The organism is Pseudomonas sp. Z5-35 (assembly GCF_051131945.1).
GTDB lineage: Bacteria > Pseudomonadota > Gammaproteobacteria > Pseudomonadales > Pseudomonadaceae > Aquipseudomonas > Aquipseudomonas marvdashtae.
Genome location: NZ_CP071640.1, coordinates 2,563,810 through 2,587,731, shown reverse-complemented (window position 1 = coordinate 2,587,731; position 23,922 = coordinate 2,563,810). Strand labels below are relative to the sequence as shown.

Genomic DNA, 23,922 nt, shown 5'->3' with positions numbered 1-23,922 from the left:
ACCGATGCCGTCAAGGACGCCTGAAACCTGGACCCACGGTGCGGTCTTGCTTGATCCCGAGCACACCCGTTTTGCCCTGTGGGCCCCTGATGCCTTTTATGTCAGTGTCGAAATCGACACTGGCGAATCCATACCGATGCTGCCCCAGGCCAATGGCTGGTTCATGATCCAGGCCCGTTGCCCCGCCGGCACTCGTTACCGCTTTAATATCGATGGAGAGATGGAGGTGCCCGATCCGGCCTCCCGAGCCCAGGACGGTGATATTGACCGCCACAGCGTGGTGGTCGACCCCCATGCTTATCAATGGCGCCACACCAGTTGGTCCGGTCGCCCTTGGTACGACGCGGTCATCTATGAGCTGCACGTCGGCGCCCTCGGCGGTTTTGAAGGCGTCGAACAACAGCTGGCACGCCTCGCCGGGCTTGGCGTCACCGCTATCGAACTGATGCCGCTGTCGCAGTTTCCCGGCGATCGCAACTGGGGTTACGACGGCGTACTGCCCTACGCCCCCCAGGCTTCCTACGGCACACCGGACCAGCTCAAGCACCTGATCGACAGCGCCCACGGCCATGGCTTGGCGGTCATCGTCGATGTGGTCTACAACCACTTCGGTCCTGACGGCAATTACCTGCACCGCTACGCCAAGGGATTTTTTCGCGAAGACAAGCACACGCCCTGGGGCGCGGCGATTGATTTCCGCCGGCGCGAGGTGCGCGACTTTTTCATCGAAAACGCGCTGATGTGGTTGCTGGAATACCGTTTCGACGGCCTGCGCCTGGACGCCGTGCACGCGATCGAAGACCCGGACTTCCTTCAGGAATTGGCCGCCGAGGTACGCCAGCAGGTGGACCCGACGCGGTACGTCTGGTTGACCGTCGAGAACGAACACAACCAGGCCCGCCTGTTGGAAGAAGGCTACGACGCCCAGTGGAACGACGACGGCCATAACGCGTTGCACGTGCTGCTGACTGGCGAAACCGATGCCTATTACGCCGACTATGCCGAGCAAACGACGGAAAAACTCGCACGCTGCCTGAGCCAGGGTTTCGTTTTCCAAGGCCACACCAACCGCCATGGCGAAACCCGCGGCGAACCCAGCGGACATTTGCCGCCCAGCGCCTTTGTTCTGTTCCTTCAGAATCACGACCAGATCGGCAATCGGGCTCTGGGCGAACGCCTGCACCAACTTGCCCCGCCGCAGGCGCTGCAAGCCGCAACAGCCTTGTTACTGCTATCACCCATGATCCCGTTGATGTTCATGGGCGACGAAGTGATCGCCGAACAACCGTTCCTGTTTTTCACCAGCCACCATGGCGAACTGGCAGAGCTGGTGCGTGAAGGCCGGCGCAACGAATTCAAGGCCTTCAGTGCCTTTGCCGATCCCGAGAAACGCGAGCGGATCCCCGACCCGAACGCCGCCAGCACCTTCGACGCTTCACGGCCCAGCCTGGAAGCCCATCAACCGGAGCAACTGGCCAGCGAAGCGCTCTATCGCCACTTGTTGAAAGTCCGCCGCGAGGAAATCGTCCCGCGGTTGCCCGCCGCCCATGCCCTGGGCACCGATGTACTGGGGCATGGCGCCGTGAGCGCGCGCTGGCAAATGGGCGACGGGAGTGTGTTGCGCATCGACCTGAACCTCAGCGCCCAGCCGGTCAAACACAGCGCACCGCAAGAGGCGCACATTCTTTTCGAACATCCACCGCAGGCCATGGGTCTGTTGCAGCAAGGGGTACTCAGGCCCTACAGCGCGCTGGTCAGTCTGACGCAAGCGACAACCTTGCCCAACATCACTGGAGAGCGCCTATGAGCGATGCGCAACTTGAAATTCTCGCGGGTCGAGCGGGCCTGGCAGTCGATTGGATCGACGCCAACGGCCGTGCGCAAAAAGTCTCACCGGCGGTATTGCGCTCGGTCCTCACTGGCCTGGGCCATCCCGCCGGCAGTGCCCAGGAAATCGACGCCAGCCTGCTGCAATTGCAAGAAGATCAACAGAATCATCGCCTGCCCCCGCTGATCACGGCGGACGCAGGCGTGAACGTCGACCTGCGTCGTTATTTCGAGCCCGCCACGCCTTGCGAGATCCAGCTCGAGGATGGCGCGACATTGAATCTGAAGCTCGATGCCGATGCCGCTTTGCCGGGGATCGTTCCGGTGGGCTATCAGCACGTCAGTATTCAAGGCCAGCATTTCACTCTGGCCGTGGCACCCGCTCGCTGCTATAGCGTCGCCGATGCCGTGGACGATCCGGCACCCAGGGCCTGGGGCTTGAGCGCGCAGCTGTATTCGCTACGCCGCCCCGGTGACGGCGGCTTCGGCGACACCCAGGCCTTGGAAGAACTGGCGCGGGTGGCCGGCGAACGTGGTGCCGATGCCTTGGCCATCAGCCCGATGCACGCCATGTTCAGCAGCGACACCGGACGCTACAGCCCCTATTCACCGTCCAGCCGGTTGTTCCTCAACAGCTTGTACGCCGCGCCCGGTACCATCCTGGGCGAGCGTGCGCTGCGCACCGCCATCGACGCCACGGGCTTGACCAACCAACTGCGCAGCCTTGAAGACCAACCGCTCATCGATTGGCCAGTCGCCGCCGAGGCCAAGCAAAGGGTGCTTCGCGCCTTGTACGACGGTTTCAGTCAGGGCGAACATCCGTTGCATGAGGATTTCAGCAGCTTTCGCCACAGCAGCGGTGAAGCCCTGGAAAATCACTGTCGTTTCGAAGCGCTCCAGGCCGAACGCGCAGCACGGGGCGAAAGCCTCGACTGGCGGCAATGGCCCGAAGAATGGCGCGACCCGCGCAGTGCGGCGATAGCCCGTTTCGCCGAAGAGAACGCCGACGAAATCGGCTTCTACGCCTTTTGCCAATGGTTGATCGCCCGCTGCCTGGAACGCGCCCAGAGCGCCGCCAGATCCAGCGGGATGAGCATCGGTCTGATCGCCGACCTCGCGGTGGGCGCTGATGGTGGCGGCAGCCAGGCCTGGAGCCGGCAGGACGAACTGCTCGCCTCGCTGACGGTTGGCGCACCGCCGGACATTCTCAACCGTTCCGGACAAGGCTGGGGGATCTCGGCGTTCTCCCCCGAGGGGCTGGTACGCAACGGGTTCCGCGCCTTCATTGAAATGCTCCGGGCCAATTTCGCCCATGCCGGCGGCTTGCGCATCGATCACATCATGGGCCTGCAACGCTTATGGGTGATCCCCAACGATGCCCCGCCCACCGACGGCGCTTATCTTTACTACCCGATCGATGACCTACTGCGGCTGCTGGCCCTCGAATCCCATCGTCACCGGGCCATCGTGCTCGGCGAGGACCTTGGCACCGTGCCCGATGGCCTGCGGGAAAAACTCGCGGCGCGTTCCATCCTCGGCATGCGCGTGCTGCTGTTCGAACAGGACAACACCCACTTCAAGCCTATCCTCGATTGGCCGGACGATGCCTTGGCCACGACCAGTACCCATGATCTGCCGACCCTCAACGGTTGGTGGCATGGCCATGACATCGACTGGAACGCGCGGCTGGAGCTGATCGACTCTCATACAGAGATGGACTGGCGAAAACACCGCCAGCGCGAACGCGACGGACTGCGCAACGCGCTGGACCAGGACCCGCAGAACTTTCGCGAAGAACACCGTGAAACGGACCAGGTGCTGGACGCCAGCGTGCGCTTCCTCGGCCACACCCGTGCGCCGCTGGTGTTGCTGCCCTTGGAGGATGCCCTGGGCATCGACGAGCAGGCTAACCTGCCCGGCACCACCGACACCCACCCCAATTGGCGGCGTCGCCTGGCTTTGGAGAGCCGCGTGCTGTTGGACGACCCGGACGCCGCTCGGCGTCTGGAAATACTCGCCTGCGCGAGACTTCAGGCGAACGAGCGTGACCGATGAACCAGACATTAACTCCACCACTGCGGGCCACCTTGCGCCTGCAGTTTCACAAAGGCTTCACCCTGGACGATGCCATACCGCAGGTGCCCTACTTCGCATCATTGGGCATCAGCCACATCTACGCTTCACCGTTGCTGAAGGCGCGAGCCGGATCGATGCACGGCTACGACGTGGTCGATCCAACCCAGGTCAACCCGGAGCTGGGCGGCGAGGCGGCGCTCAAACGCTTGGTCGCGACGTTACGCGAACATCGGATGGGCCTGATCCTCGACATCGTCTCCAACCATATGGCCGTCGGCGGTAACGACAATCCCTGGTGGCTGGACCTGCTGGAATGGGGGCGCCTGAGTCCTTATGGTGAATTCTTCGACATCCAGTGGCATTCCCCCGACCCGCTGATGTCAGGCCAGTTGCTTCTCCCCTTCCTCGGCAGCGACTACGGCGTGGCGTTGCAAGAAGGCACCTTGAAGTTGCACTTCGATGCCACGCAAGGCAGCTTCCAGGTCGAACATTACGAGCATCGCTTCCCCATCTGCCCGATGCAGTACGGTGAGCTGCTCAAGCCCTCGGACAACTTGCCCGCCGAACAGGTCGATGCACTCAAGGCCCTGGGCGAGCGTTTCACCACACTGAACTACCAGAACGACGCCCACTCTCTCGCCCGTCCCTTGCAATTGGAACTGCGAGACCTGGCCGTGCAACCGGCGATCCTGAACGCCATTGAGAACAACCTGAGCGGCTACGATTCCACTGGACCGGAAGGTTTCGAACGCCTGCATCGGCTGCTGGAGCGCCAGAGCTACCGGCTCGCGAGTTGGCGCACGGCAGCAGACGACATCAATTGGCGGCGTTTTTTCGACGTCAACGAGCTGGGCGGCCTGCGCGTCGAGCGGCCTGCGGTGTTCGAAGCGACCCACGCGAAAATCTTCGAGCTGATCGCCGCAGGGTGGGTGGACGGCCTGCGCATCGATCACATTGACGGCTTGGCCGACCCTCGTGGTTATTGCCGCAAACTGCGCCGCCGCGTCGACTCGCTTGCGCCCTCGCGGCACCTGCCGATTTTCGTCGAGAAAATCCTCGGCGATGGCGAAACCCTGCGCCGGGACTGGGACATTGATGGCAGCACCGGTTATGAATTCATGAACCAGATTTCCCTGCTGCAACATGCCCCCGCAGGGGCCGAGCCCCTCGCGGAGTTCTGGAGCCGGCACACCGAACGCCCGGCGCATTTCATTGAAGAAGCGCGCCTGGCCCGCCAGCAGATTCTCAACGGCTCCCTGGCCGGGGATTTCGAAAGCGTCGCCCAAGCCCTGTTGCAGGTCGCGCGGGACGACGTGATGACCCGGGACCTGACCCTGGGCGCGATACGTCGGGCATTGCAGGAACTGATCGTGCATTTCCCGGTGTATCGCACCTACATCAGTCCCCTCGGCCGCTCGGCCGAAGACGAAGTGTTTTTCCAGAAAGCCTTGGAAGGCGCTCGACAAACCCTCAGCGAAGCCGACTGGCCGGTCCTCGATTGCCTGGCCAATTGGCTCGGTGGCATGCCTTGGCGCCGGCGGCCTCGCGGCAGTGAACGCAAACGGCTGCGCCACGCCTGCGTGCGCTTCCAGCAACTGACCTCTCCAGCCGCCGCCAAGGCGGTAGAAGACACCGCGCTCTATCGCTCGGCGGTGCTGCTGTCGCGCAATGACGTAGGCTACAACACCGAACGGTTCAGCGCCCCGGCCGATGAATTCCACAACGCTTGTGTCGAGCGCCTGGAGCATTTCCCCGACAACCTGATAACCACGGCCACCCATGACCACAAGCGTGGCGAAGACACCAGGGCCCGACTGGCAGTCATCAGCGAACGCACCGATTGGTACACCACGTGCGTGGAGCAATGGCGCATCCTCTCGCCGTCCCTGCACAGCGATCCCGCGGCTCCTTCGGCCGGTGACGAGCTGATTCTTTACCAGGCGCTGCTCGGCAGTTGGCCGCTGAACCTCGACCTGCAAGATCACAAGGCGCTGGCCGACTACACCGAACGCCTGTGGCAATGGCAACGCAAGGCCTTGCGCGAGGCCAAGTTGCAAAGCAGTTGGGCGGCCGTCAACGACGGCTATGAGCAAGCCACCCAGATGTTCCTGGAACGATTGCTGCTGTGCGACGAGGGCTTGCCTTTGCGCTCGGCCATCGCCGAGGCGGTGCAGACCATCGCTGCGGCCGGCGCGCTGAATAGCTTGGCGCAAACCTTGCTGCGCATGACCGTGCCCGGCGTACCGGATCTGTACCAAGGCAACGAGTTCTGGGACTTCAGCCTGGTTGACCCGGACAACCGTCGCCCGGTGGATTTCCAGGCTCGTCGCCAGGGCATCCACGCAGACAACGCACCCGACGAGCTGATACACAACTGGCGCGACGGGCGAGTCAAGCAGGCGCTGATCGCCCGGACGCTGGCTCTGCGGTCCGAATACCCGCAACTGTTTGGCCAAGGCAGCTACCAGCCACTGCCGGTGCACGGCAAACACGCCTCCCAGGTACTGGCCTTCATGCGTGAATACCAGCAGCAACGGGCAGTCGTCGTGGTGCCGATTCACGCGGCCAGCCTGCTGGAAAACGGTGCCCGGCCCCACGTGGTTGCATCGGACTGGGGCGACACACGCGTGTCGTTACCGTTTGCCGCCAAGGATGAAAAACTGAAGGGACTTTTTGCAAGCGCAGCAGTCACACCCCAAAGGGAGCTGATGGTCAGCGCCGCGCTGGGGGATTTCCCGGTCAATGTCTTTATTGAATCTTGAGTCAAAGTCAGGAGCACTGCGATGAGTACCGACGATAAACGCATTCGTGAATTCGCCTACCAGATCTGGGAGTCGGAAGGTAAGCCCGCCGGGCAGGAAAAACGTCATTGGGAAATGGCCCGCAAGCTGGCCGAAGCCGAAGCCCTGGCGCCAAGCAAACCAGCGAAGGCTGCCAGTAAGACCGCCGCCAGCAAGACTGACGGCACCAAGCCGGCAGCGGCCAAGAGCGTCACCGCCAAGGCTGCCACCAAGAACACCACGCCCAAGGCCAAGCCAGCGGCAAAACCTTCGGCGGCACCGGCGGCAGTGGTTCCGCCTGCCGACAAGGCCGCCGCGAAAAAGCCCCGAGCGACGCGCAAGCCACCGGCGGTCTGACCTACCGAACTCGTCGTTCTCAAGCCAGTGTTCCTTTTAGCGAAGGGGCCTGCTTGTGGCGCGGGGATGTATCTCCTCGCCACAAGCGCAAGGCACGCAGTCCTGCGTGCACCGCATCACCGTATTCGTCTTCTGCAGGAGCAACTATGACCCGTCCAAACAAAACCACGCCGCCGCCCGTTATCGAGGCTTCGCGGATTCGTGAGGGGCTGCCGTTTCCGCTCGGCGCGACCTGGGATGGCCTCGGGGTCAATTTCGCGTTGTTCTCAGCCAACGCCACCAAGGTCGAACTGTGCATCTTCGATGACACCGGCGAGGTCGAACTCGAGCGTATCGAGCTGCCGGAATACACCGATGAGATTTATCACGGCTATCTGCCCGATGCCCATCCGGGCCTGATCTATGGCTATCGGGTCCATGGTCCGTACGATCCTGAGAATGGCCATCGATTCAACCCCAACAAATTGCTGATCGACCCGTACGCCAAACAACTGGTCGGGGAGCTTAAGTGGTCCGAGGCGTTGTTTGGCTACACCATTGGCCACCCCGACGGCGACCTCAGTTTCGATGAACGAGACAGCGCGCCCTTCGTGCCAAAGTGCAAAGTCATCGACCCGGCGCATACCTGGGGACACGACCATCGGGTCAGCGTGCCGTGGGACAAGACCATCCTCTACGAAACCCATGTGCGCGGCATCACCATGCGCCATCCCTCGGTGCCTGAGCACCTGCGTGGCACGTTCGGCGGCCTGATGGTCGATGATGTGCTTGAACACATTCGCAAGCTGGGCGTTTCCTCGGTGGAGTTGATGCCAATCCATGCCTTCGTCAACGACCAGCATCTGCTGCACAAGGGCATGACCAACTATTGGGGCTACAACAGCATCGCCTTCTTCGCCCCGGACCCACGCTACTTGGCCAGCGGCAAGATCGCCGAATTCAAGGAAATGGTCGCGCACATGCACGAGGCCAACCTGGAAGTCATTCTGGACGTGGTCTACAACCACACCGCCGAAGGCAACGAACAGGGCCCAACCCTGTCCATGCGCGGCATCGACAACGCTTCGTACTACCGCCTGATGCCCGACGACAAACGCTACTACATCAACGACTCCGGCACCGGCAACACCCTGGACCTGAGCCATCCCTGCGTCCTGCAGATGGTCACCGACTCCCTGCGCTATTGGGCCACGGAAATGCACGTGGACGGGTTCCGCTTCGACCTGGCGACTATCTTGGGCCGATACCATGACGGCTTCGACGAACGCCACAGCTTCCTCGTCGCCTGTCGGCAGGACCCGGTATTGCGCCAGGTAAAAATGATCGCCGAACCGTGGGACTGTGGCCCCGGCGGCTATCAGGTGGGAGGTTTCCCGCCTGGCTGGGCCGAGTGGAACGACAAGTTCCGCGACACCGTGCGCGCCTTCTGGAAAGGCGATGATGGCCAGCTCGCCGACTTCGCCAGCCGCATGACCGCTTCGGGCGAGATGTTCAACCAGCGCGGTCGTCGTCCCTATGCCTCAGTGAATTTCGTGACTGCCCACGACGGGTTCACCCTGCATGACTTGGTGTCGTACAACGACAAGCACAACGAAGCCAACGATGAAAACAACCAGGACGGCAGCAACAACAACCTGTCCTGGAACCACGGCGTGGAAGGTCCGACGGACGATCCGGAGATCAATGCACTGCGCCATCGGCAGATGCGCAACTTCTTCGCGACTCTGTTGTTGGCCCAAGGCACGCCGATGATCGTCGCCGGCGACGAATTCGCTCGTACCCAACACGGCAACAACAACGCCTACTGCCAGGACAGCGAGATCGGCTGGGTCAATTGGGACCTGAGCGAGGATGGCGAGGCGCTGCTCAAGTTTGTCAAGCGCATGATCAAATTGCGCCTGTCTTACCCGATCCTGCGGCGCGGGCGTTTCCTGGTGGGCAATTACAACGAGGACATCGGCGTCAAGGATGTCACCTGGCTGGCCCCGGACGGCAGCGAGATGACCGTTGAACAATGGCAGGACGGCCAAGGGCGCTGCCTGGGCATGTTGATGGACGGACGCGCCCAGGAAACCGGCATCCGTCGAAAAGGCGCTGACGCAACGTTGCTGCTGGTGGTCAATGCCCATCACGACATCGTCAATTTCTGCCTGCCGGAAGTGCCCGAAGGCAGTTTCTGGACGTGCATGGTGGACACCAACCAGCCGGCTGTAAGCGGGCAGGAGCGTTTCGATTTCGAATCGGAATATTCTGTGACCGGGCGCTCGTTGCTGTTGTTCGAACTTCAACGTGAAGAAGAGGGTTGAGGCCGGCTCAACCACTTGCAGAGGGAGAGGACCGCAAGGACGCGTTCCTCTACCGCGCATAATGCAGCTGGAAAAAAATAACTGTTCAGATACACATTCCGACGCGACGAAACCGCCAGCATGGTCAATACTTCGCGTGCGGTAGATTCCAGGACTGGAAGCATCGCGAATCACAGCCAGGCCCTTACGGGCCACACCGGGCGGCAGGCCCGATGCATGGCTGCAAGATTGGACATGACAAGGACGTACCTCATGAAACCCGCCTCTCGCTTGCAAGGCCGGCATCACCCCCAGATATGGAACAGCGCGCCGCAACTGGCCGACATTCCCATCATCAGTACCCAGACCCTCATTCCCCAAGGCGCCCGCGCGGTCATCCTTGCCCCGCACCCTGGCGATGAAGTGGGTGCCTGTGGCGGGCTGCTCCAGTTGTTGAGCAACCTGGGCCAACCCATGTTGTTGATTTCAGTCACCGACGGCGATCTCAGCCACCCCGGCTCGCCATTGTGGTCCGATGAACGACTGCGCACGTTCCGTCCGCATCCCCAGGAAAGCGTGGACGCCCTGCATCGCCTGGGCGTGCCTGCCCATGGCCTGCAATGGGTACGTGCCGGCTTCCCGGAAAAAAGCCTGGACGAGCATGAAGCGCAGCTCGCCGCGTTCATCGGCCATCACCTGCGGCCAGGCGACGTGGTCTTCGGCACTTGGCGCATGGATGGCGACAGCGATCACGACACAGTCGGCCGCGCCGGAGCCTTGGCCGCAGAAAAGATCGGCGCGGTGTTCAACGAAGTGCCCGTGTGGGCCTGGCATTGGCCGGTTCGTGAACAAAACAAGATACCCTGGCATCGGGCTCGCAAGTTACGCCTGGACGTCTGGACCACCGCGCGCAAGCGCCACGCCATGCACGCCTATGCCAGTCAGCTCAGCGGGGAACCCGCCAGCGGCATTGCACCGCTGGTACCGCGGGTTATCCTGGAGCGCATGGGCATGCCGTATGAGATTGTTTTCATCTGATCGTTGAAATCATCTGCAGGACCTGACTCCTGAGTTGATTCCGCAGTTCCAGTCGCCCGTGATGCCATGCCACCAACAATTCCGGAACTGCCGCAGCCGCCATCAGTCGCATGAACAGATACGTCTGACGCAGGAGTGAACGTGACTCGCGATCCCGACTGGCGGGCCCAGGAATCAGTGTCGTTGGAGACGCCAGCGGCGGTTCATCGGTTGCGCGTGCTGACAGTCAATACCCACAAGGGGTTTACCGCCCTCAACCGTCGTTTCATCTTGCCCGAACTGCGTGAGGCGGTGCGCAGTACGGGGGCCGACCTGGTTTTCCTGCAGGAAGTCCTTGGCGAACATGATCGACATGCCTCGCGCTATGACAATTGGCCGCAGACCTCACAATACGAATTCCTGGCCGACAGCATGTGGAGCGATTTTGCCTACGGGCGGAACGCGGTTTACCCCGACGGCCACCATGGCAACGCATTGCTTTCCAAATACCCTATCCGCCAGTTCCGCAATCTCGACGTATCGATCACAGGTCCGGAGCGGCGTGGATTGCTGCATTGTGTGCTGGACGTGCCAGGCCACGCCGAAGTCCATGGGATCTGCGTGCACCTGAGCCTGCTGGAAAGTCATCGCCAGCTGCAACTCACGCTGCTCTGCAAGCTACTCGATTCGTTGCCTGAGGACGCCCCGGTGATCATCGCTGGCGATTTCAACGATTGGCAATTGCGCGGTAACGTCACGCTCGCTCGTCGTCAGTATCTGCACGAAGCCTTCGAACACCATCATGGCCGCCCCGCTCGGACCTATCCCGCCCGTTTCCCGCTGCTACGCCTGGACCGCATTTATCTACGCAACGCCACCAGCCACGCGCCACAAATCCTCGGCAACAAGCCCTGGACACACCTGAGCGACCATCTGCCGCTGTCGGTGGAAGTGCATCTGTAATCGCGGATACCGGCAAAGCGACCTGTAAGATCTGACAGTAGCGGCGCTTTTCATTCGTTGCTAGCGTGCCTTGCATACAGCGAGCGTTGCCGGGTCCTGCGCGCCATTTGTCGTGCAACCACTGCTGATACCGGCATGCCAGGGATGCTGATGCAGAGGGATAGCAGATGATTCGGCGCAATCACGGTTTCAATCGCTTGTTCAACGCAATGTGGGTAGCGGCTCCGCTCCTGCTACCTGCCTCTTCCGCCATGGCCGCTTGCACGCTGACACCCACGGCAGGTGATGACACCTACGTGTGCGACAGCAGCACCAGTGCCGTCGGGCTCACGGACCTGTCGGGCGATAACACGCTGACAGTCGAAGGCACCGGCGTCATTCAAGGAGACGTCATCTTCGACGCTGGAAACGACACCATCAGGATCAATGCCAACGGCGTGATCGACGGAAACGTCGAGCAAGGTTCGGAAGCCGACGTGTTTGTGATGACGGGTGGCGAAATCGAGTCCCTCTCACAAGGCGACGGCCTTGATCGCTTCACAATGACCGGAGGCAACATCGTCGGAGCGTTCGAGGACGGCGACATCGCTCAAATGAGCGGCGGCACCATTGGCCGGGTCGACATGAAGCTCGACGATAATGTTTTCACAATGACGGGCGGGACGATCCAGGGCAATCTGGTCACTGGTTTCGGCAAGGACACAATCACGCTATCTGCCGGCAACATCGGCGGGAACGTCAGTGTCAGCGGTGGTGATGACAGCGTGACCGTCAGCGGCGGAAGCATCGGCGGCGAAGTGCGTACCAGTACCGGCAACGACACGTTTGTATGGAGCGGCGGTGAAATTCGCTCAGCTGTCTTGATGGGCGACGGCAATGACACCGCACAGTTGAGCACACTCACCGAAGCGGGGCTTGCCCCTACACCCCGTGTCGACGGCGGCTTGGGCCAAGACGTACTGGCATTTCAGGGCAGCACGTCCGGCACCGGTGCCCGTTACACGTTATGGGAAACGATCAAGCTTGCCCAAGGCTCACGCCTGGACTTGGCCGGTACACTGGTGCTAGGCGACAGCACCACCGGAACGGGGGTGCTTGAGATTGACGGCAGCAGCGTACTGACCTCGACTCAGGGCGTCATTGCACCGTTTACCGCTGGCCAGATGACCACACTCAACAACTCCGGGGTGATTGACCTCGCCGATGGCAACACCCGCACCGATGACACCCTCACGGTGCAAGGTAATTATGTGGGTAATGGCGGGCAATTGCGCCTGCAAACCGCCGTGGGGGCAGATGGCGCCGCCAGCGACAAGCTGGTGGTCAGTGGCGGCACGCTCACGGGCACCACCGCTATCAGCGTCACCAACCTGGGAGGCGCAGGCGGCCTGACCACCCAGGACGGCATCGAGCTGGTCCAGGCCCAAGGGGGAGCCGTCAGCGACAGCAATGCCTTTTCATTGGCGCAATCGGTCTCGGCCGGTGCGTTCGATTACCGTCTGTTCAAGGGCGGCGTGTCCGGCAATGCCGACACCTGGTATCTGCGCTCGACTGTCGTGGCAGGTCCGATCGCAGCGCCCAGCCCAACGTTACCGGCCCTGCCAGTCGCCGTGCCGGGCGCCGCGCCGATTCCACTGTATCGCCCGGAAGTCCCCACCTGGTCAGTGTTGCCCCCCGCCGCGGCACAACTGACCCTGATGGCCCTGGGCACGTTTCATGATCGCCAGGGCGACCAACGCCTGTTGACCGAAACCGGGGCGTTCGGCGCGGGCTGGGGCCGAGCCTACGGCAAGGACCTCGACCAGACCTGGGCCGGGACGGTTGCGCCGCGGTTCGACGGTTCAATCAAAGGTTTCCAGGTAGGCCACGACCTATACGCTGCGCCGACCTCTGGCGGCCAGACCCAGCGTATCGGGTTCTTTGTCGGCCATACCGAATTGAACGGCAACGTCGACGGTTTCAATCTGGGTTTCGAAGGTCGGCGCGCCGGCAAGATCGAACTCGACGGCGACAGCTATGGGCTGTATTGGACCCTGATCGATCCTTCCGGCGGGTATGTCGATGCGGTAGTCATGGGCACGCGATTGAATGGCGACAGCCGCTCCGATCGCGGCGTCAAGATCGACAATCGTGGGCACGCCCTGACCCTGTCGGCGGAGGCCGGCTATCCGTTTGCCGTGGGGCGCGATTGGGTGCTCGAACCCCAGGCGCAGATCATTCATCAGAAAATATCCCTGGACACCCAGGACGACGGTATCTCGAAGGTCGAATTCGATTCCGACAGTGCTTGGACCGGTCGCCTGGGCGCGCGGCTCAAGGGTCGCTACCAAGTCAGCGGTATGCCGGTGGAGCCTTATCTGCGGGCCAATCTCTGGCACACCTTCTCCGGCACCGATACGGTGACATTCGACGACACGCAACGGATCGAGACCGAACAACGCGCTTCCACCGCCGATCTGGGCGCGGGCGTTATCGTCAGCCTGGCGCCTACGGTCAGTGCCTACGCCGGCGTGGACTACAGCAATAACCTCGACAGCAACCAGCAACGCGGCATGGCCGGCAATATTGGCCTGCGAATCAGTTGGTGAATCCTGGCGATCTTTCGATAGAGGGGCCCACGTCCAAACGAATGGCAGGACCATCGGCCCCTACCACTTAAAAAACACCTCCATTAAGGCGTATAACGCTAAAAGCGATATACGCCTGAAGCTGCAGCCCCTGGCTCATTTCATTGATGGAGTAACGACATGACCACAGCCAACCTCCTCGCCACCCTATTCCCAAGCGCCGCTGAAATTCCGCCGGCCTACCGTCTCGATGGGCAGGTCGAGCAACGTGAATACCTGGTCGATGGTGTCCTGAGAGCCTGGCAAGGTCCGCTGGCCACAGTGCGCAGCCCGGTGTACCTGGCAGGTCCGCATGGCGATGAACAAGTGATTCTCGGCAGCACGCCATTACTCGATGCCGAAACCGCGCTGACCGCCCTCGACGCGGCTGTCCGGGCCTATAATCGCGGCCAGGGCCAGTGGCCGACGATGCGTGTCGCCGAACGCATCCGCCATGTCGAAACCTTCCTGGCGCGCATGCGCGAACAGCGCGAGGCGGTGGTCAAGCTGCTGATGTGGGAGATCGGCAAGAACCTCAAGGATTCCCAGAAAGAATTCGACCGCACCTGCGACTACATCGTCGACACCATCAATGCCCTCAAGGAGCTTGACCGGCGCTCCAGCCGTTTCGAATTGGAACAGGATACGCTCGGGCAGATTCGCCGCGTCCCCTTGGGCGTGGCCCTGTGCATGGGCCCCTACAATTATCCGCTGAATGAAACCTTCACCACGCTGATTCCCGCGCTGATCATGGGCAATACCGTGGTGTTCAAGCCGGCCAAGCTTGGCGTGCTGCTGATACGCCCACTGTTGGAAGCCTTTCGCGACAGCTTTCCGGCGGGCGTGATCAACGTCATCTACGGCAGCGGCCGGGAGACGGTCAGCGCGCTGATGGCCAGCGGTAAAATCGACATCTTCGCCTTCATTGGCACCAACAAGGCCGCCAGCGACCTGAAGAAACTCCATCCGCGCCCGCACCGCCTGCGTGCCGCACTGGGGCTGGACGCGAAGAACCCCGGCCTGGTGCTGCGCGACGTCGATCTCGACAACGCCGTCAGCGAAGCCCTGACCGGTTCGTTGTCATTCAACGGCCAGCGCTGCACGGCACTGAAGATTTTGTTTGTCCATGAGGACGTCGCCCCGGCGTTCATCGAGAAATTCAACGCCAAGCTCGCCGCGTTGAAACCTGGTATGCCTTGGGAAGACGGCGTGGCGCTGACGCCTTTGCCCGAGGCCGGCAAGGTCGATTACCTGCATTCGCTGGTGGCCGACGCAATCGCCAAGGGTGCGGGCATCATGAACGCACACGGTGCTGAATCCAGGGCTTCGTTTTTCTATCCGGCCGTGCTCTATCCCGTGAATACCGCAATGCGCGTCTACCATGAAGAGCAGTTCGGCCCGGTCGTGCCCATCGTGCCGTACCGCGACCTCAACACCGTGGTCGATTACGTACTCGAGTCCGACTTCGGCCAGCAACTGAGCATTTTCGGCACCAATCCGGCCGAAATCGGCAAGCTGGTGGACACGTTCGCCAACCAGGTCGGGCGCATCAACATCAACGCCCAGTGCCAACGCGGCCCGGACACCTTCCCGTTCAATGGCCGGAAAAACTCGGCCGAGGGCACGCTGTCGGTGCACGATGCATTGCGCACCTTCTCGATCCGCACGCTGGTGGCAACCAAATTCCAAGAGAGTAACAAGGCTCTGATCAGCGACATCATCCGGGAACGCGATTCAAATTTCCTGACCACCGACTACATCTTCTGACACCTTTGGCCGGTTACGGCAGGGCTGGACGGCGCCACTTGATGCTCCAGCCCTGCTGCATGCCGGCAGCCGCCAGCAGAATCGCCGCCACACCCAGCCATTGCAGCGGTTCGAGGCGATGGCCGAAGGCAAACCAGTCGACGAAGATCGCTGCGATCGGGTAGATGAAGGACAGTGCGCCCGTCACCGCCGTCGGCAAGCGCTGGATCGCGCTGTACAACAGCACATACATCACGCCAGTGTGAATCATGCCAAGGGTCAACAGGCTGGCCCAAGCCTCGGGTTGCCGTGGCAAGGCCGAGAAATTCGCCCATGGCGCCAGCAGCAATATCCCGGTGCTGACCTGGATCAACGCGATCAGATGGGGCGGCGTGCCGGTCAGGCGCTTGATAATCAACGCCGCAACGGCATACAGAAAGGCCGCGCCCAATGCCAGGGCGATACCCACCAGATAGTTTCCGCCCCCCTGCCCTTGCTCACCGTGGGCACTGACGATGGCCAACATTCCGAGAAACGAAACCGCCAGCCAGAACATTTTTTGCGCGGTGATCTTCTCGCCCAGAAACAGCGCCGCCAACCCCACCAACATGAACGGCTGGACGTTATACACGGCCGTACCGATGGCAATCGAAGCATGGGAATACGAAGCGAATAACAACACCCAGTTCCCCACGATCGCTGCGCCGCTGAGCACCGCGAGCAGGAAAGTCGTACGTGTCAGCAGATCCCGGCGCAAGAAACCAAAACCGGCGCAAATCAGCAGCAACGTGCCGGCGCCAAATACGCAGCGCCAGAACACCACGTCCAGCACGGGCACGCCGGAGACCAGCACGAACCAGCCTATGGTTCCGGAAATCAGCATGGCGGCGGTCATTTCGAGCGAACCGCGGCGTAAGGTCTTGTCCATCTTCAGGCTCCTCCAGTCAGTGCGCACAGTATGCCGAGCCGCCGGGCTGCTTCTCCATGGCTTGATAAAGGCTAAACTGCGTTTCGACCTTTTTTATCAAGGCCACTTGCGACTTTTGCCTAACGGAGCAGAAATGACTGACGATATCGACCAGATCCTCATCAGCGCCCTGATGGAAGACTCCCGGCGCTCGCTCAAGGCCTTGGCAAACCTCAGCGGCCTGTCCTCACCCAGCGTCGCCGAGCGCCTGCGCCGACTCGAAGAGCGCGGCGTGCTCAAGGGTTATACGGTTGAGGTCGACCCGAAAAGCTTTGGCTATCAGCTCCAGGCTATCGTGCGCATCCGCCCGTTACCGGGGCAATTGCAGGCAGTGGAACGACAAATACAGGCCATCGGCGAATTTACCGAATGCGATAAGGTGACAGGTGAGGATTGTTTCATTGCTCGTCTGCATGTGCGTTCGATGGAGCACTTGGATGTGTTGTTGGACCAGCTCAATGTTCATGCCGAGACCAATACGGCCATTGTCAAGAAGACGCCGGTGAAACGGCGTTTGCCGCCCATGGAACCGACAAATCCCGAAAACAATCCTCGAGAAATTCGACACACACCCGCAGCTTGGCAGACTGACTAAGTCGGGTCGGATACACCGCCCAGACATCCGCGCTTTGCGAATACTCGGGCAGCACCTGGACCAGACGCCCCTGGTCCAGCATGGCTCTGACGTCCCACATCGAGCGCAACAGGATGCCGCCGCCGCTCAAGGCCCACTCCAAAACGATTTCACCGCTGTTGGACGACAACGGGCCGCCGACGCGCACCGTTTCCTCTTGGCCACTTTTAGTCAGTGTCCACATGCCGAAGGCGTTGTTGCGCTCCTTGAGCACCAGGCAATCATGCGCGTTGAGGTCGTCCAGCGAACGCGGCTCGCCCCGTCGTTCCAGGTAATCGGGGCTTGCGCAAAGCACCCGCCGATTACTCGCCAACTTGCGGCCAAGGTGTTGACCCGGCAGGTCATCGCCCACGCGGATTTCCAGGTCGAACCCCTCGCCGACGAGATCGACGACACGGTCGAACACGTCCAGGCGGATATCGAGCCTGGGATAGGTCCGCGACAGTTTGCCAATGGCCGGGGCCACGTGATTGCGGCCAAAACCAAAGCTGCTGCAAATGTGCAGCGACCCGGTGGGTTGATGACGTGCCTGGGCGATATCGCCAACAAACTCATCGAAATCACCCAGGAGCTTTTCGGCCCATACCCGTACACGTTCACCGTCGTCGGTCAATGCGATACGCCGTGTCGTGCGGTGCAGCAACTTGGTAGACAGGGTCGCTTCAAGGACAGAGATGCGCTTGCTGATATAAGCCGGTGAAAAACCCAACGCTTGCGCCGCGCTTGCAAAGCCGTTCTTACGAATGACCGTCAGAAAGACTTTCAAATCCTCCGGCAGCGGAAATTGATCACGATGCGTGTTCATATACCCATGGCAACGCTATTCTTCCCAGATTTCGCGAAGAATAGCATTGAACCCATCTGGATCAACCGCCGTATTTTTGCAACAACTTCAAGGTCACTCCGTTGGTCCAGCCGAAGCCGTCCTGCAATTCATACTCACCGCCTCCGCCACCGTCGCCTTGCCCGGATAGGTCGTACTTCTCGACCAGCTTGTCCTCTTTGCCATAAAGCGCTTGGACCTGCTGCAAGAAGCGATTGCCAATCTGCCTGGCCAGCTCGGTTTGTCCATATCGTTCAAGCCCTTCGACTGCCACCCACTGCAACGGCGCCCAGCCATTGGGTTCGTCCCACTGCTGGCCGTTGTTGACCTGGGTGGTGGCAATGCCGCCCGGACGCAACAAGCCATCACGCACCGCATCGGCCGTACGGTTGGCACGCTCGGCGGAGGCCAGGCCGGTGTAGAGCGGGAAAAGCGTCGCAGCGGTGAGCGCCGGACGCTGCCGGTTCCGCTGCCAATCGTAGTCCACGTAGTAACCGCCTTCGGCGTTCCATAGATGCGTTTCGATTGCCCGTTGACGCTGGGCAGCGCGCTGGCCATAGGCTTGGGTACACGGCGAGTTGTGGAGGGTTTCACAGGCCTTGGCGATGGTGCGTTCCAAGTGATACATCAGGCTGTTCAAGTCCACCGGGGCAATAGAGGTAGTTCGGATTGTGGCCAGGTTCTTGTCGTCGTCCAGCCAGCGGGAACTGAAATCCCAGCCGCTCTCCGCGCCGGCGCGCAGGTCGCGCCAGACTTCCTGCCGGGGCCTGTCCGGCACCTGTTCGGCGGTCTTGAGGTCCTGCAACCAGGACTCCTGCCGAGGCGTCGCGCTGGCGTCCCAATACCGATTGAGCACGCTGCCATCGGCGAGCTTGACCACGTGTTTCCCGGCCTCACCGGCCTTGAGCGTTTGCGCGCCGGCCATCCAATAGGCGTATTCCCTCTGCAATTGAGGAAGGTAGCGCCCGTAGGCCTGATCGCCTTCGATATGCGCTTGCAGTTCCACCATGTAGGCGAAGAACGGCGGCTGTGACCGGCTCAGGTAGTAGGTGCGGTTACCATTGGGGATGTGGCCATAGGTGTCGATCATGTAGGCGAAATTGTCAGTCATCTGGCGAATCTGCGCCTTCTCACCGCTTTGCTCCAGCCCCAGCATGGTGAAATACGAGTCCCAGTAATACATTTCCCGGAAACGTCCACCCGGGACCACATAGGGCTGCGGCAACGGCAGCAGGCTGCTGTATCGGGGGACTTGGGGATAGGTTCGGCTGAGCACGGGCCAGAGGTTGTCGATATGCTCTTTGATCGGCGCCCCGGGTTGCGGCGCCGGGCTTTGCGCTTGGCCGGATTCGATGAAGTTGTCTTTCACGAAGTCGTTGAGATCGAAGTCGGCGCCGTCACGACGGGCCAGGTAATCGGCGCGGATCTGCGAAGGGTCGCGTTTGGGCAGTGCATCGACAAAATGCTTCTGGTCCGTAAACAACTGTTTACCTTGCACCGCTTCGAACAACTCGGGATACGCCTGGTCAGGCGGCACGTTGGCGCGACTTCGAGCATCCTCATAGCTCCATGTCGCAGGCGATTGGCTTGAACACGCTACGCATAGCAGCGCGGTGAAGGACAGGCTGGCGAGATAAACAGGACGCATCTGAAGCTCCATGATGTTGTCAGTTCCTTCAGAAATAACTGACAGAAAAGGATGAGCCTCAGTTCACTTAAAACGCCTTTCCTCACTTCAATGGAACCCCGGTTTGCCCGTCCTCTCTATCGCAGAACCAACAGAGCGGAGGTGTTGATCATGATTTCCCCGGCAACCGGCATGCGGACTGGCGAGCGCTATACCATCGAAAGCGTCGAGCGAGCGCCGCATTTCCCTGGCTTTTTTCTCGATGGAAAGTACTACCTGGGCCCTGAACTGAACATGGCGGTGGGCTGGCTGGAGGGTCAGAATTTTCTCTATGACCAACTCGATCCCGAGGGTGAACCGGTGTACCCCGACAGGGTCGCCGGCACCATTGAAGACCTGACGTTAATCATGGCCGACGGTGTGCGTCTGAAACTGGCGCCCATCCACGCCGAGACCGATCGGCCCTCCCAACGATTCATGGATCGCGCCGATTCCGCTCAGGGATCCAAGACATCCCCCCTCGCGGAAAAACTGGTGGTCATCACCGGAGCGTCCAGCGGGATCGGCCGCGCAGCCGCCCAGGCGTTTGCCCGGCAAGGTGCGCGCCTGGTCCTGGCGGCACGCGACCGTGCCGCACTCGGCGAGGTGGTCGATGAATGCCAGGCACAAGGCGCCGCTGCGTTGGCGGTGTGCACCGACGTCACCCGCAGCGAGCAGATGCAGGCCTTGGCGGCCGAGGCCGCCACGTTCGGTGACGGTCGCATCGACATCTGGATCAACAACGCCGGCGTAGGCGCGGTAGGCAGTTTCGAGCAGACGCCGCTCGATGTGCATGAACAGGTGCTGCAGACCGACTTGCTCGGCTACCTGCGTGGCGCCTACGTTGCCTGGCCCTATTTCAAGGCGCAAAAGCGCGGCATCCTGATCAATACACTGTCGTTGGGCAGTTGGGTCGCACAGCCGTATGCCGCTGCCTACTCAGCCAGCAAGTACGGGTTGCGGGGTTTGTCCGAAGCTTTGCGCGGTGAATTGGGCGAACACCCCGATATCCACGTTTGCGATATCTATCCTGCTGTCATCGATACACCTGGCTTTCGCGACGGCGCCAACTTCACCGGCCATGCTCTCAAGCCACCGCCTCCGGTCTATGATCCGCAGCGGGTCGCCGACGCGATGGTCAACTGCGCGCTCAATCCCAAGCCCAGCACCACCGTCGGCAGCGCGGCGATACTCGCCAGAGCGGCGCATTTCCTGCTGCCCGGCTTCCCGCAGCTCTCCGGCTGGCTGACGCGCCGGAGCCTGGACCGCAGCCCGCCGTTAGCTTCGTCTACGGGCAACCTGTTCGCCCCACCCAGCGGCCAGCGGCGTATCGAGGGCGGCTGGCGCCAACCCGCACGACGGCCGACCCCCTTGCTGGTGGCGGGAGCGGCGCTGTTGATTGGCGGTTGTCTGGTGGCGTTGGGCCGGGAGCGTGGTCGGGGGTAACGGACCGTTTCGCCTGCTGTCAGTTGAAGCGCTGGAAACGGGCCATGGCGAGGGTTCATTCCCTCGCCACGATCTTGCAGAAAGACCTGGGCGAACTGCAACTCAGGCGATGTGCAACGCCCTTCCCTTGGTCTCTGCCAGGGCATTGTTCAAAGCCGCCTGGAACAGCTCGACCAGCATATCGATTTCAGCGGCCTGGATGATCAACGGTGGCAGGAACCGCACGACGGCCCCATGCCGCCCGCCAAGTTCGAGGATGACACCCAGGCGCAGGCATTGACGCTGGATGGCCTGGGCCAGTGCCGAATCCGCCGGGGGCACACGACTCTCGCTCGGCGTGTCACCGACGATTTCCACGCCCACCATGAGCCCACGGCCGCGTACTTGGCCCAGACAAGGGTAACCGCCCTGCAGCTGTCGCAGCTGTTCCATCAGGCGTTGGCCCATGAGCTCGGCATGCCCTGGCAGGTCTTCGCTGATGATATGGCGCAACGTCGCGGCTCCCGCGGCCATCGCCATCTGATTGCCACGGAACGTGCCGGCATGGGCACCGGGTTTCCAGGTGTCCAGCTCTTCGCGATACACCATCACCGCCAGTGGCAGCCCGCCGCCGATGGCTTTGGAAAGTACAAGAATGTCCGGCTCAATGTCGGCATGCTGGAAGGCAAACAGTTTGCCGGTACGCCCCAGGCCGGTCTGCACTTCATCGATGATCAGTGCGACGCCATGCTTGCGGGTCAATTGACGCAAGCCCTGGAGCCAGCGTACCGGTGCCGGAATCACCCCGCCCTCGCCTTGCACGACTTCCACGACTACCGCCGCGGGCGGCAACACACCGGACTCCGGGTCACTCAACAGCTGTTCGATAAAATGCAGGCCAGCATCGACACCTGCTTCACCGCCGATACCGAATGGACAGCGGTAGTCATAGGGATACGGCAGGAACTGCACGTCGGCCATCAGCGAGCCCAGCGCCTGTTTCGGCCCCAGGTTGCCCATCAGGCTCAATGTGCCCAAGGTCATGCCATGGTAGCCGCCGGAGAACGTCAGGATCGGCTTGCGGCCGGTGGCGATTCTCGCCAGCTTCAAGGCCGCCTCGATGCCGTCGGCACCGGTCGGTCCGCAAAACTGGATGCGCGCGTGACGAGCAAAATTTTCCGGCAATGCGTTGAACAGGTCCTCGACGAAACGATCCTTGACCGGTGTCGTCAAGTCCAGGGTGTGCAAGGGCAAGCCGGAATCAAGTGTCTGACGCATGGCCGCGATGGCCACCGGATGGTTATGACCCAGCGCCAATGTCCCCGCGCCAGCGAGGCAGTCCATGAACAATTGGCCTTGGGTATCACGCACATATAGACCATGGGCTTCTTGCAAGGCCAACGGAATGCGCCGCGGGTAGGAACGAGCATTCGACTCCCGGGCCGCTTGGCGTTGCAGATACGGGTTGGTGTTCAGTTCACGCGGCGCTTGTTGGCGGAACTGCTCCAGCGTGAAGGTTGCGCTGGAGGATGAACGGGGCTGGACACTTTCCATTTTGACTCCCTGAGTAACCACTCGGTTGTGGGCGATCAGCCCTGTCCTTGTACCTGCATGGCCTGACGCAGGCTTAGCGGGCGCATGTCAGTCCAGACTTTCTCGATATAAGCCAGGCACTCTTCCTTGCTGCCCTGCATGTCCACGGTGCGCCAGCCGTCGGGGACGCTGCGGTAGTCCGGCCATATCGAGTACTGCTCTTCTTCATTGACTACAACCAGAAACCGCGTATCCGGGCTATCCAAACTCATTGCTTGCTCCTTGATTGGCATGGCGGGGAAAGGTCGCTACGATACAATACTAATGGTAGCGATTCTCATTAATATTTTAAAAATCTTACGTTGCTCGCATATTTCAATGTCGACGAGCAGTCGCAAGACGGTTGTGCGCTGTTTATACTTCGCCCCTCTGAACGATAACCTCTCTCAATTCGCGGTCACGGATGAGTCAATGATTCCCAGCCTTGCTCCGCTGTTCACCGGGCCGCTCGCTGCCTTTGAAGGGAAACTGCAACTGCGCAGCCATCCACGCGCCGATCTGCAGGCCGCCGTGTTCTTCCAGCACGAGACGTTCAGTGCATTCGTCGACGATCTGCTGGCACGCTACAAGACCGATGAGCGTCTGGCCTTGGTGTCGCTGTGGTCCAAGTGGTATTTCAGTACTTTCCTGGCGCCAGTGATGGCCGCCAACCTGCTCCAGCAACGGGACCTGCCGCTCGCCCTGGCTGATGTCGGCCTGAAACTCGGCGATGACGCCAGGCCGCAAGCCCTGCATTTGCGCGACGATGGTCAGATACTCCTCCAGTGCACGGCCTTCGAGCGGTTCCATACGCTCGTCGAATGCCATCTGGAACCCGTCATCGAGATCCTTGCCAGTGTCAGCCGGGCATCGCCCCGGTTGTTCTGGAGCAACGCCGCCAACACCTTTGAATTCGTCACCACGCGGATCGAACTGCACCCCCTGGCTGATGCCTTCAGCACCCTGCCGGCCAGGGAAATCCTCACTGCCCGGCTACGTCCCGACGGCCGGCGCAACCCTCTGTTCGCGCCCGTGCGGTACCAAGACATCGGCGAGGACGAACCGCAGCGCCTGAGGCGCATCTGCTGCATTCGCTACCGTCTTCCCGGTGTCGGCTATTGCAGCAGTTGCCCGCTCGATGAATCCAAGCGGCAGGACCAGCACGGCTGAGTGCCGCC

The 23,922-nt window shown here is 61.3% G+C and carries 17 protein-coding genes; 12 read left to right on the top strand and 5 right to left on the bottom strand.

Features of this window, described 5'->3' with window-relative positions; genetic code table 11:
- Positions 1 to 4: 4 nt before the first annotated feature.
- The 9 genes from treZ to J3P95_RS11925 all read left to right on the top strand — a co-directional run bounded on the left by treZ (position 5) and on the right by J3P95_RS11925 (position 15,678).
- Complete coding sequence (gene treZ, locus J3P95_RS11965; RefSeq protein WP_434577083.1) at positions 5 to 1,807, top strand: malto-oligosyltrehalose trehalohydrolase; 1,803 nt, start codon at positions 5 to 7, stop codon at positions 1,805 to 1,807.
- A complete protein-coding gene (malQ, locus tag J3P95_RS11960) occupies positions 1,804 to 3,882 on the top strand; it encodes a 4-alpha-glucanotransferase (RefSeq protein ID WP_434563340.1) in 2,079 nt (692 codons plus the stop codon). Before treZ ends, malQ begins: the two co-directional genes overlap by 4 nt.
- Entirely contained in the window at positions 3,879 to 6,665 is a 2,787-nt protein-coding gene (locus J3P95_RS11955; protein WP_434577085.1) for a malto-oligosyltrehalose synthase, read from the top strand. The genes malQ and J3P95_RS11955 overlap by 4 nt, the downstream gene beginning before the upstream one ends.
- Positions 6,666 to 6,686: 21 nt before the next feature.
- Entirely contained in the window at positions 6,687 to 7,040 is a 354-nt protein-coding gene (locus J3P95_RS11950; RefSeq protein WP_434563336.1) for a DUF2934 domain-containing protein, read from the top strand.
- Between the two features lie 146 nt (positions 7,041 to 7,186).
- Positions 7,187 to 9,346, top strand: a complete 2,160-nt coding sequence (gene glgX / locus J3P95_RS11945; RefSeq protein WP_434563334.1) for a glycogen debranching protein GlgX — start codon at positions 7,187 to 7,189, stop codon at positions 9,344 to 9,346.
- Positions 9,347 to 9,598: 252 nt separating this feature from the next.
- The gene (locus tag J3P95_RS11940; RefSeq protein ID WP_434577087.1) at positions 9,599 to 10,363 is read left to right on the top strand and encodes a PIG-L deacetylase family protein; all 765 of its coding nucleotides are present in this window, start codon (positions 9,599 to 9,601) and stop codon (positions 10,361 to 10,363) included.
- Positions 10,364 to 10,504: 141 nt separating this feature from the next.
- Positions 10,505 to 11,305: an endonuclease/exonuclease/phosphatase family protein gene (locus tag J3P95_RS11935; RefSeq protein WP_434563330.1), complete on the top strand. Its 801-nt coding sequence runs from the start codon at positions 10,505 to 10,507 to the stop codon at positions 11,303 to 11,305.
- Between the two features lie 167 nt (positions 11,306 to 11,472).
- Complete coding sequence (locus J3P95_RS11930) at positions 11,473 to 13,893, top strand: autotransporter outer membrane beta-barrel domain-containing protein (protein ID WP_434563328.1); 2,421 nt, start codon at positions 11,473 to 11,475, stop codon at positions 13,891 to 13,893.
- Positions 13,894 to 14,052: 159 nt separating this feature from the next.
- Positions 14,053 to 15,678, top strand: coding sequence for an NADP-dependent glyceraldehyde-3-phosphate dehydrogenase (locus J3P95_RS11925; RefSeq protein ID WP_434563326.1), 1,626 nt, complete (start codon positions 14,053 to 14,055; stop codon positions 15,676 to 15,678).
- 13 nt (positions 15,679 to 15,691) lie between these two features.
- On the opposite strand, the gene J3P95_RS11920 is transcribed toward J3P95_RS11925, so the two are convergent.
- Positions 15,692 to 16,585, bottom strand: a complete 894-nt coding sequence (locus J3P95_RS11920; protein ID WP_434563324.1) for a DMT family transporter — start codon at positions 16,583 to 16,585, stop codon at positions 15,692 to 15,694.
- Between the two features lie 133 nt (positions 16,586 to 16,718).
- On the opposite strand from J3P95_RS11920, the gene J3P95_RS11915 reads away from it, so the two are divergent.
- Positions 16,719 to 17,219: an Lrp/AsnC family transcriptional regulator gene (locus tag J3P95_RS11915; protein WP_434577093.1), complete on the top strand. Its 501-nt coding sequence runs from the start codon at positions 16,719 to 16,721 to the stop codon at positions 17,217 to 17,219.
- Here J3P95_RS11915 and J3P95_RS11910 read toward each other — a convergent pair.
- Together J3P95_RS11910 and treA are read right to left on the bottom strand one after the other, a co-directional pair.
- Positions 17,113 to 18,063, bottom strand: a complete 951-nt coding sequence (locus J3P95_RS11910; RefSeq protein ID WP_434577095.1) for a LysR substrate-binding domain-containing protein — start codon at positions 18,061 to 18,063, stop codon at positions 17,113 to 17,115. The genes J3P95_RS11915 and J3P95_RS11910 overlap by 107 nt on opposite strands.
- A 61-nt stretch (positions 18,064 to 18,124) precedes the next feature.
- On the bottom strand, positions 18,125 to 19,729 hold the full coding sequence (gene treA, locus J3P95_RS11905) for an alpha,alpha-trehalase TreA (protein WP_434626585.1): 1,605 nt from the start codon (positions 19,727 to 19,729) through the stop codon (positions 18,125 to 18,127).
- Between the two features lie 150 nt (positions 19,730 to 19,879).
- Here treA and J3P95_RS11900 point away from each other — a divergent pair, with 150 nt between their 5' ends.
- Positions 19,880 to 21,193 carry an SDR family oxidoreductase gene (locus J3P95_RS11900; RefSeq protein ID WP_434577099.1) on the top strand — a complete coding sequence of 438 codons (1,314 nt, stop codon included), beginning with the start codon at positions 19,880 to 19,882 and terminating at the stop codon, positions 21,191 to 21,193.
- A gap of 102 nt (positions 21,194 to 21,295) precedes the next feature.
- Here J3P95_RS11900 and J3P95_RS11895 read toward each other — a convergent pair whose 3' ends face one another.
- Positions 21,296 to 22,726 carry a diaminobutyrate--2-oxoglutarate transaminase gene (locus J3P95_RS11895; protein WP_434563315.1) on the bottom strand — a complete coding sequence of 477 codons (1,431 nt, stop codon included), beginning with the start codon at positions 22,724 to 22,726 and terminating at the stop codon, positions 21,296 to 21,298.
- A gap of 35 nt (positions 22,727 to 22,761) precedes the next feature.
- Positions 22,762 to 22,977: an MbtH family protein gene (locus tag J3P95_RS11890; protein ID WP_186610593.1), complete on the bottom strand. Its 216-nt coding sequence runs from the start codon at positions 22,975 to 22,977 to the stop codon at positions 22,762 to 22,764.
- 199 nt (positions 22,978 to 23,176) lie between these two features.
- Between J3P95_RS11890 and fhuF the strand changes: the two genes are divergently transcribed.
- On the top strand, positions 23,177 to 23,914 hold the full coding sequence (fhuF, locus tag J3P95_RS11885; protein ID WP_434563313.1) for a siderophore-iron reductase FhuF: 738 nt from the start codon (positions 23,177 to 23,179) through the stop codon (positions 23,912 to 23,914).
- The last annotated feature ends 8 nt before the right edge of the window (positions 23,915 to 23,922 follow it).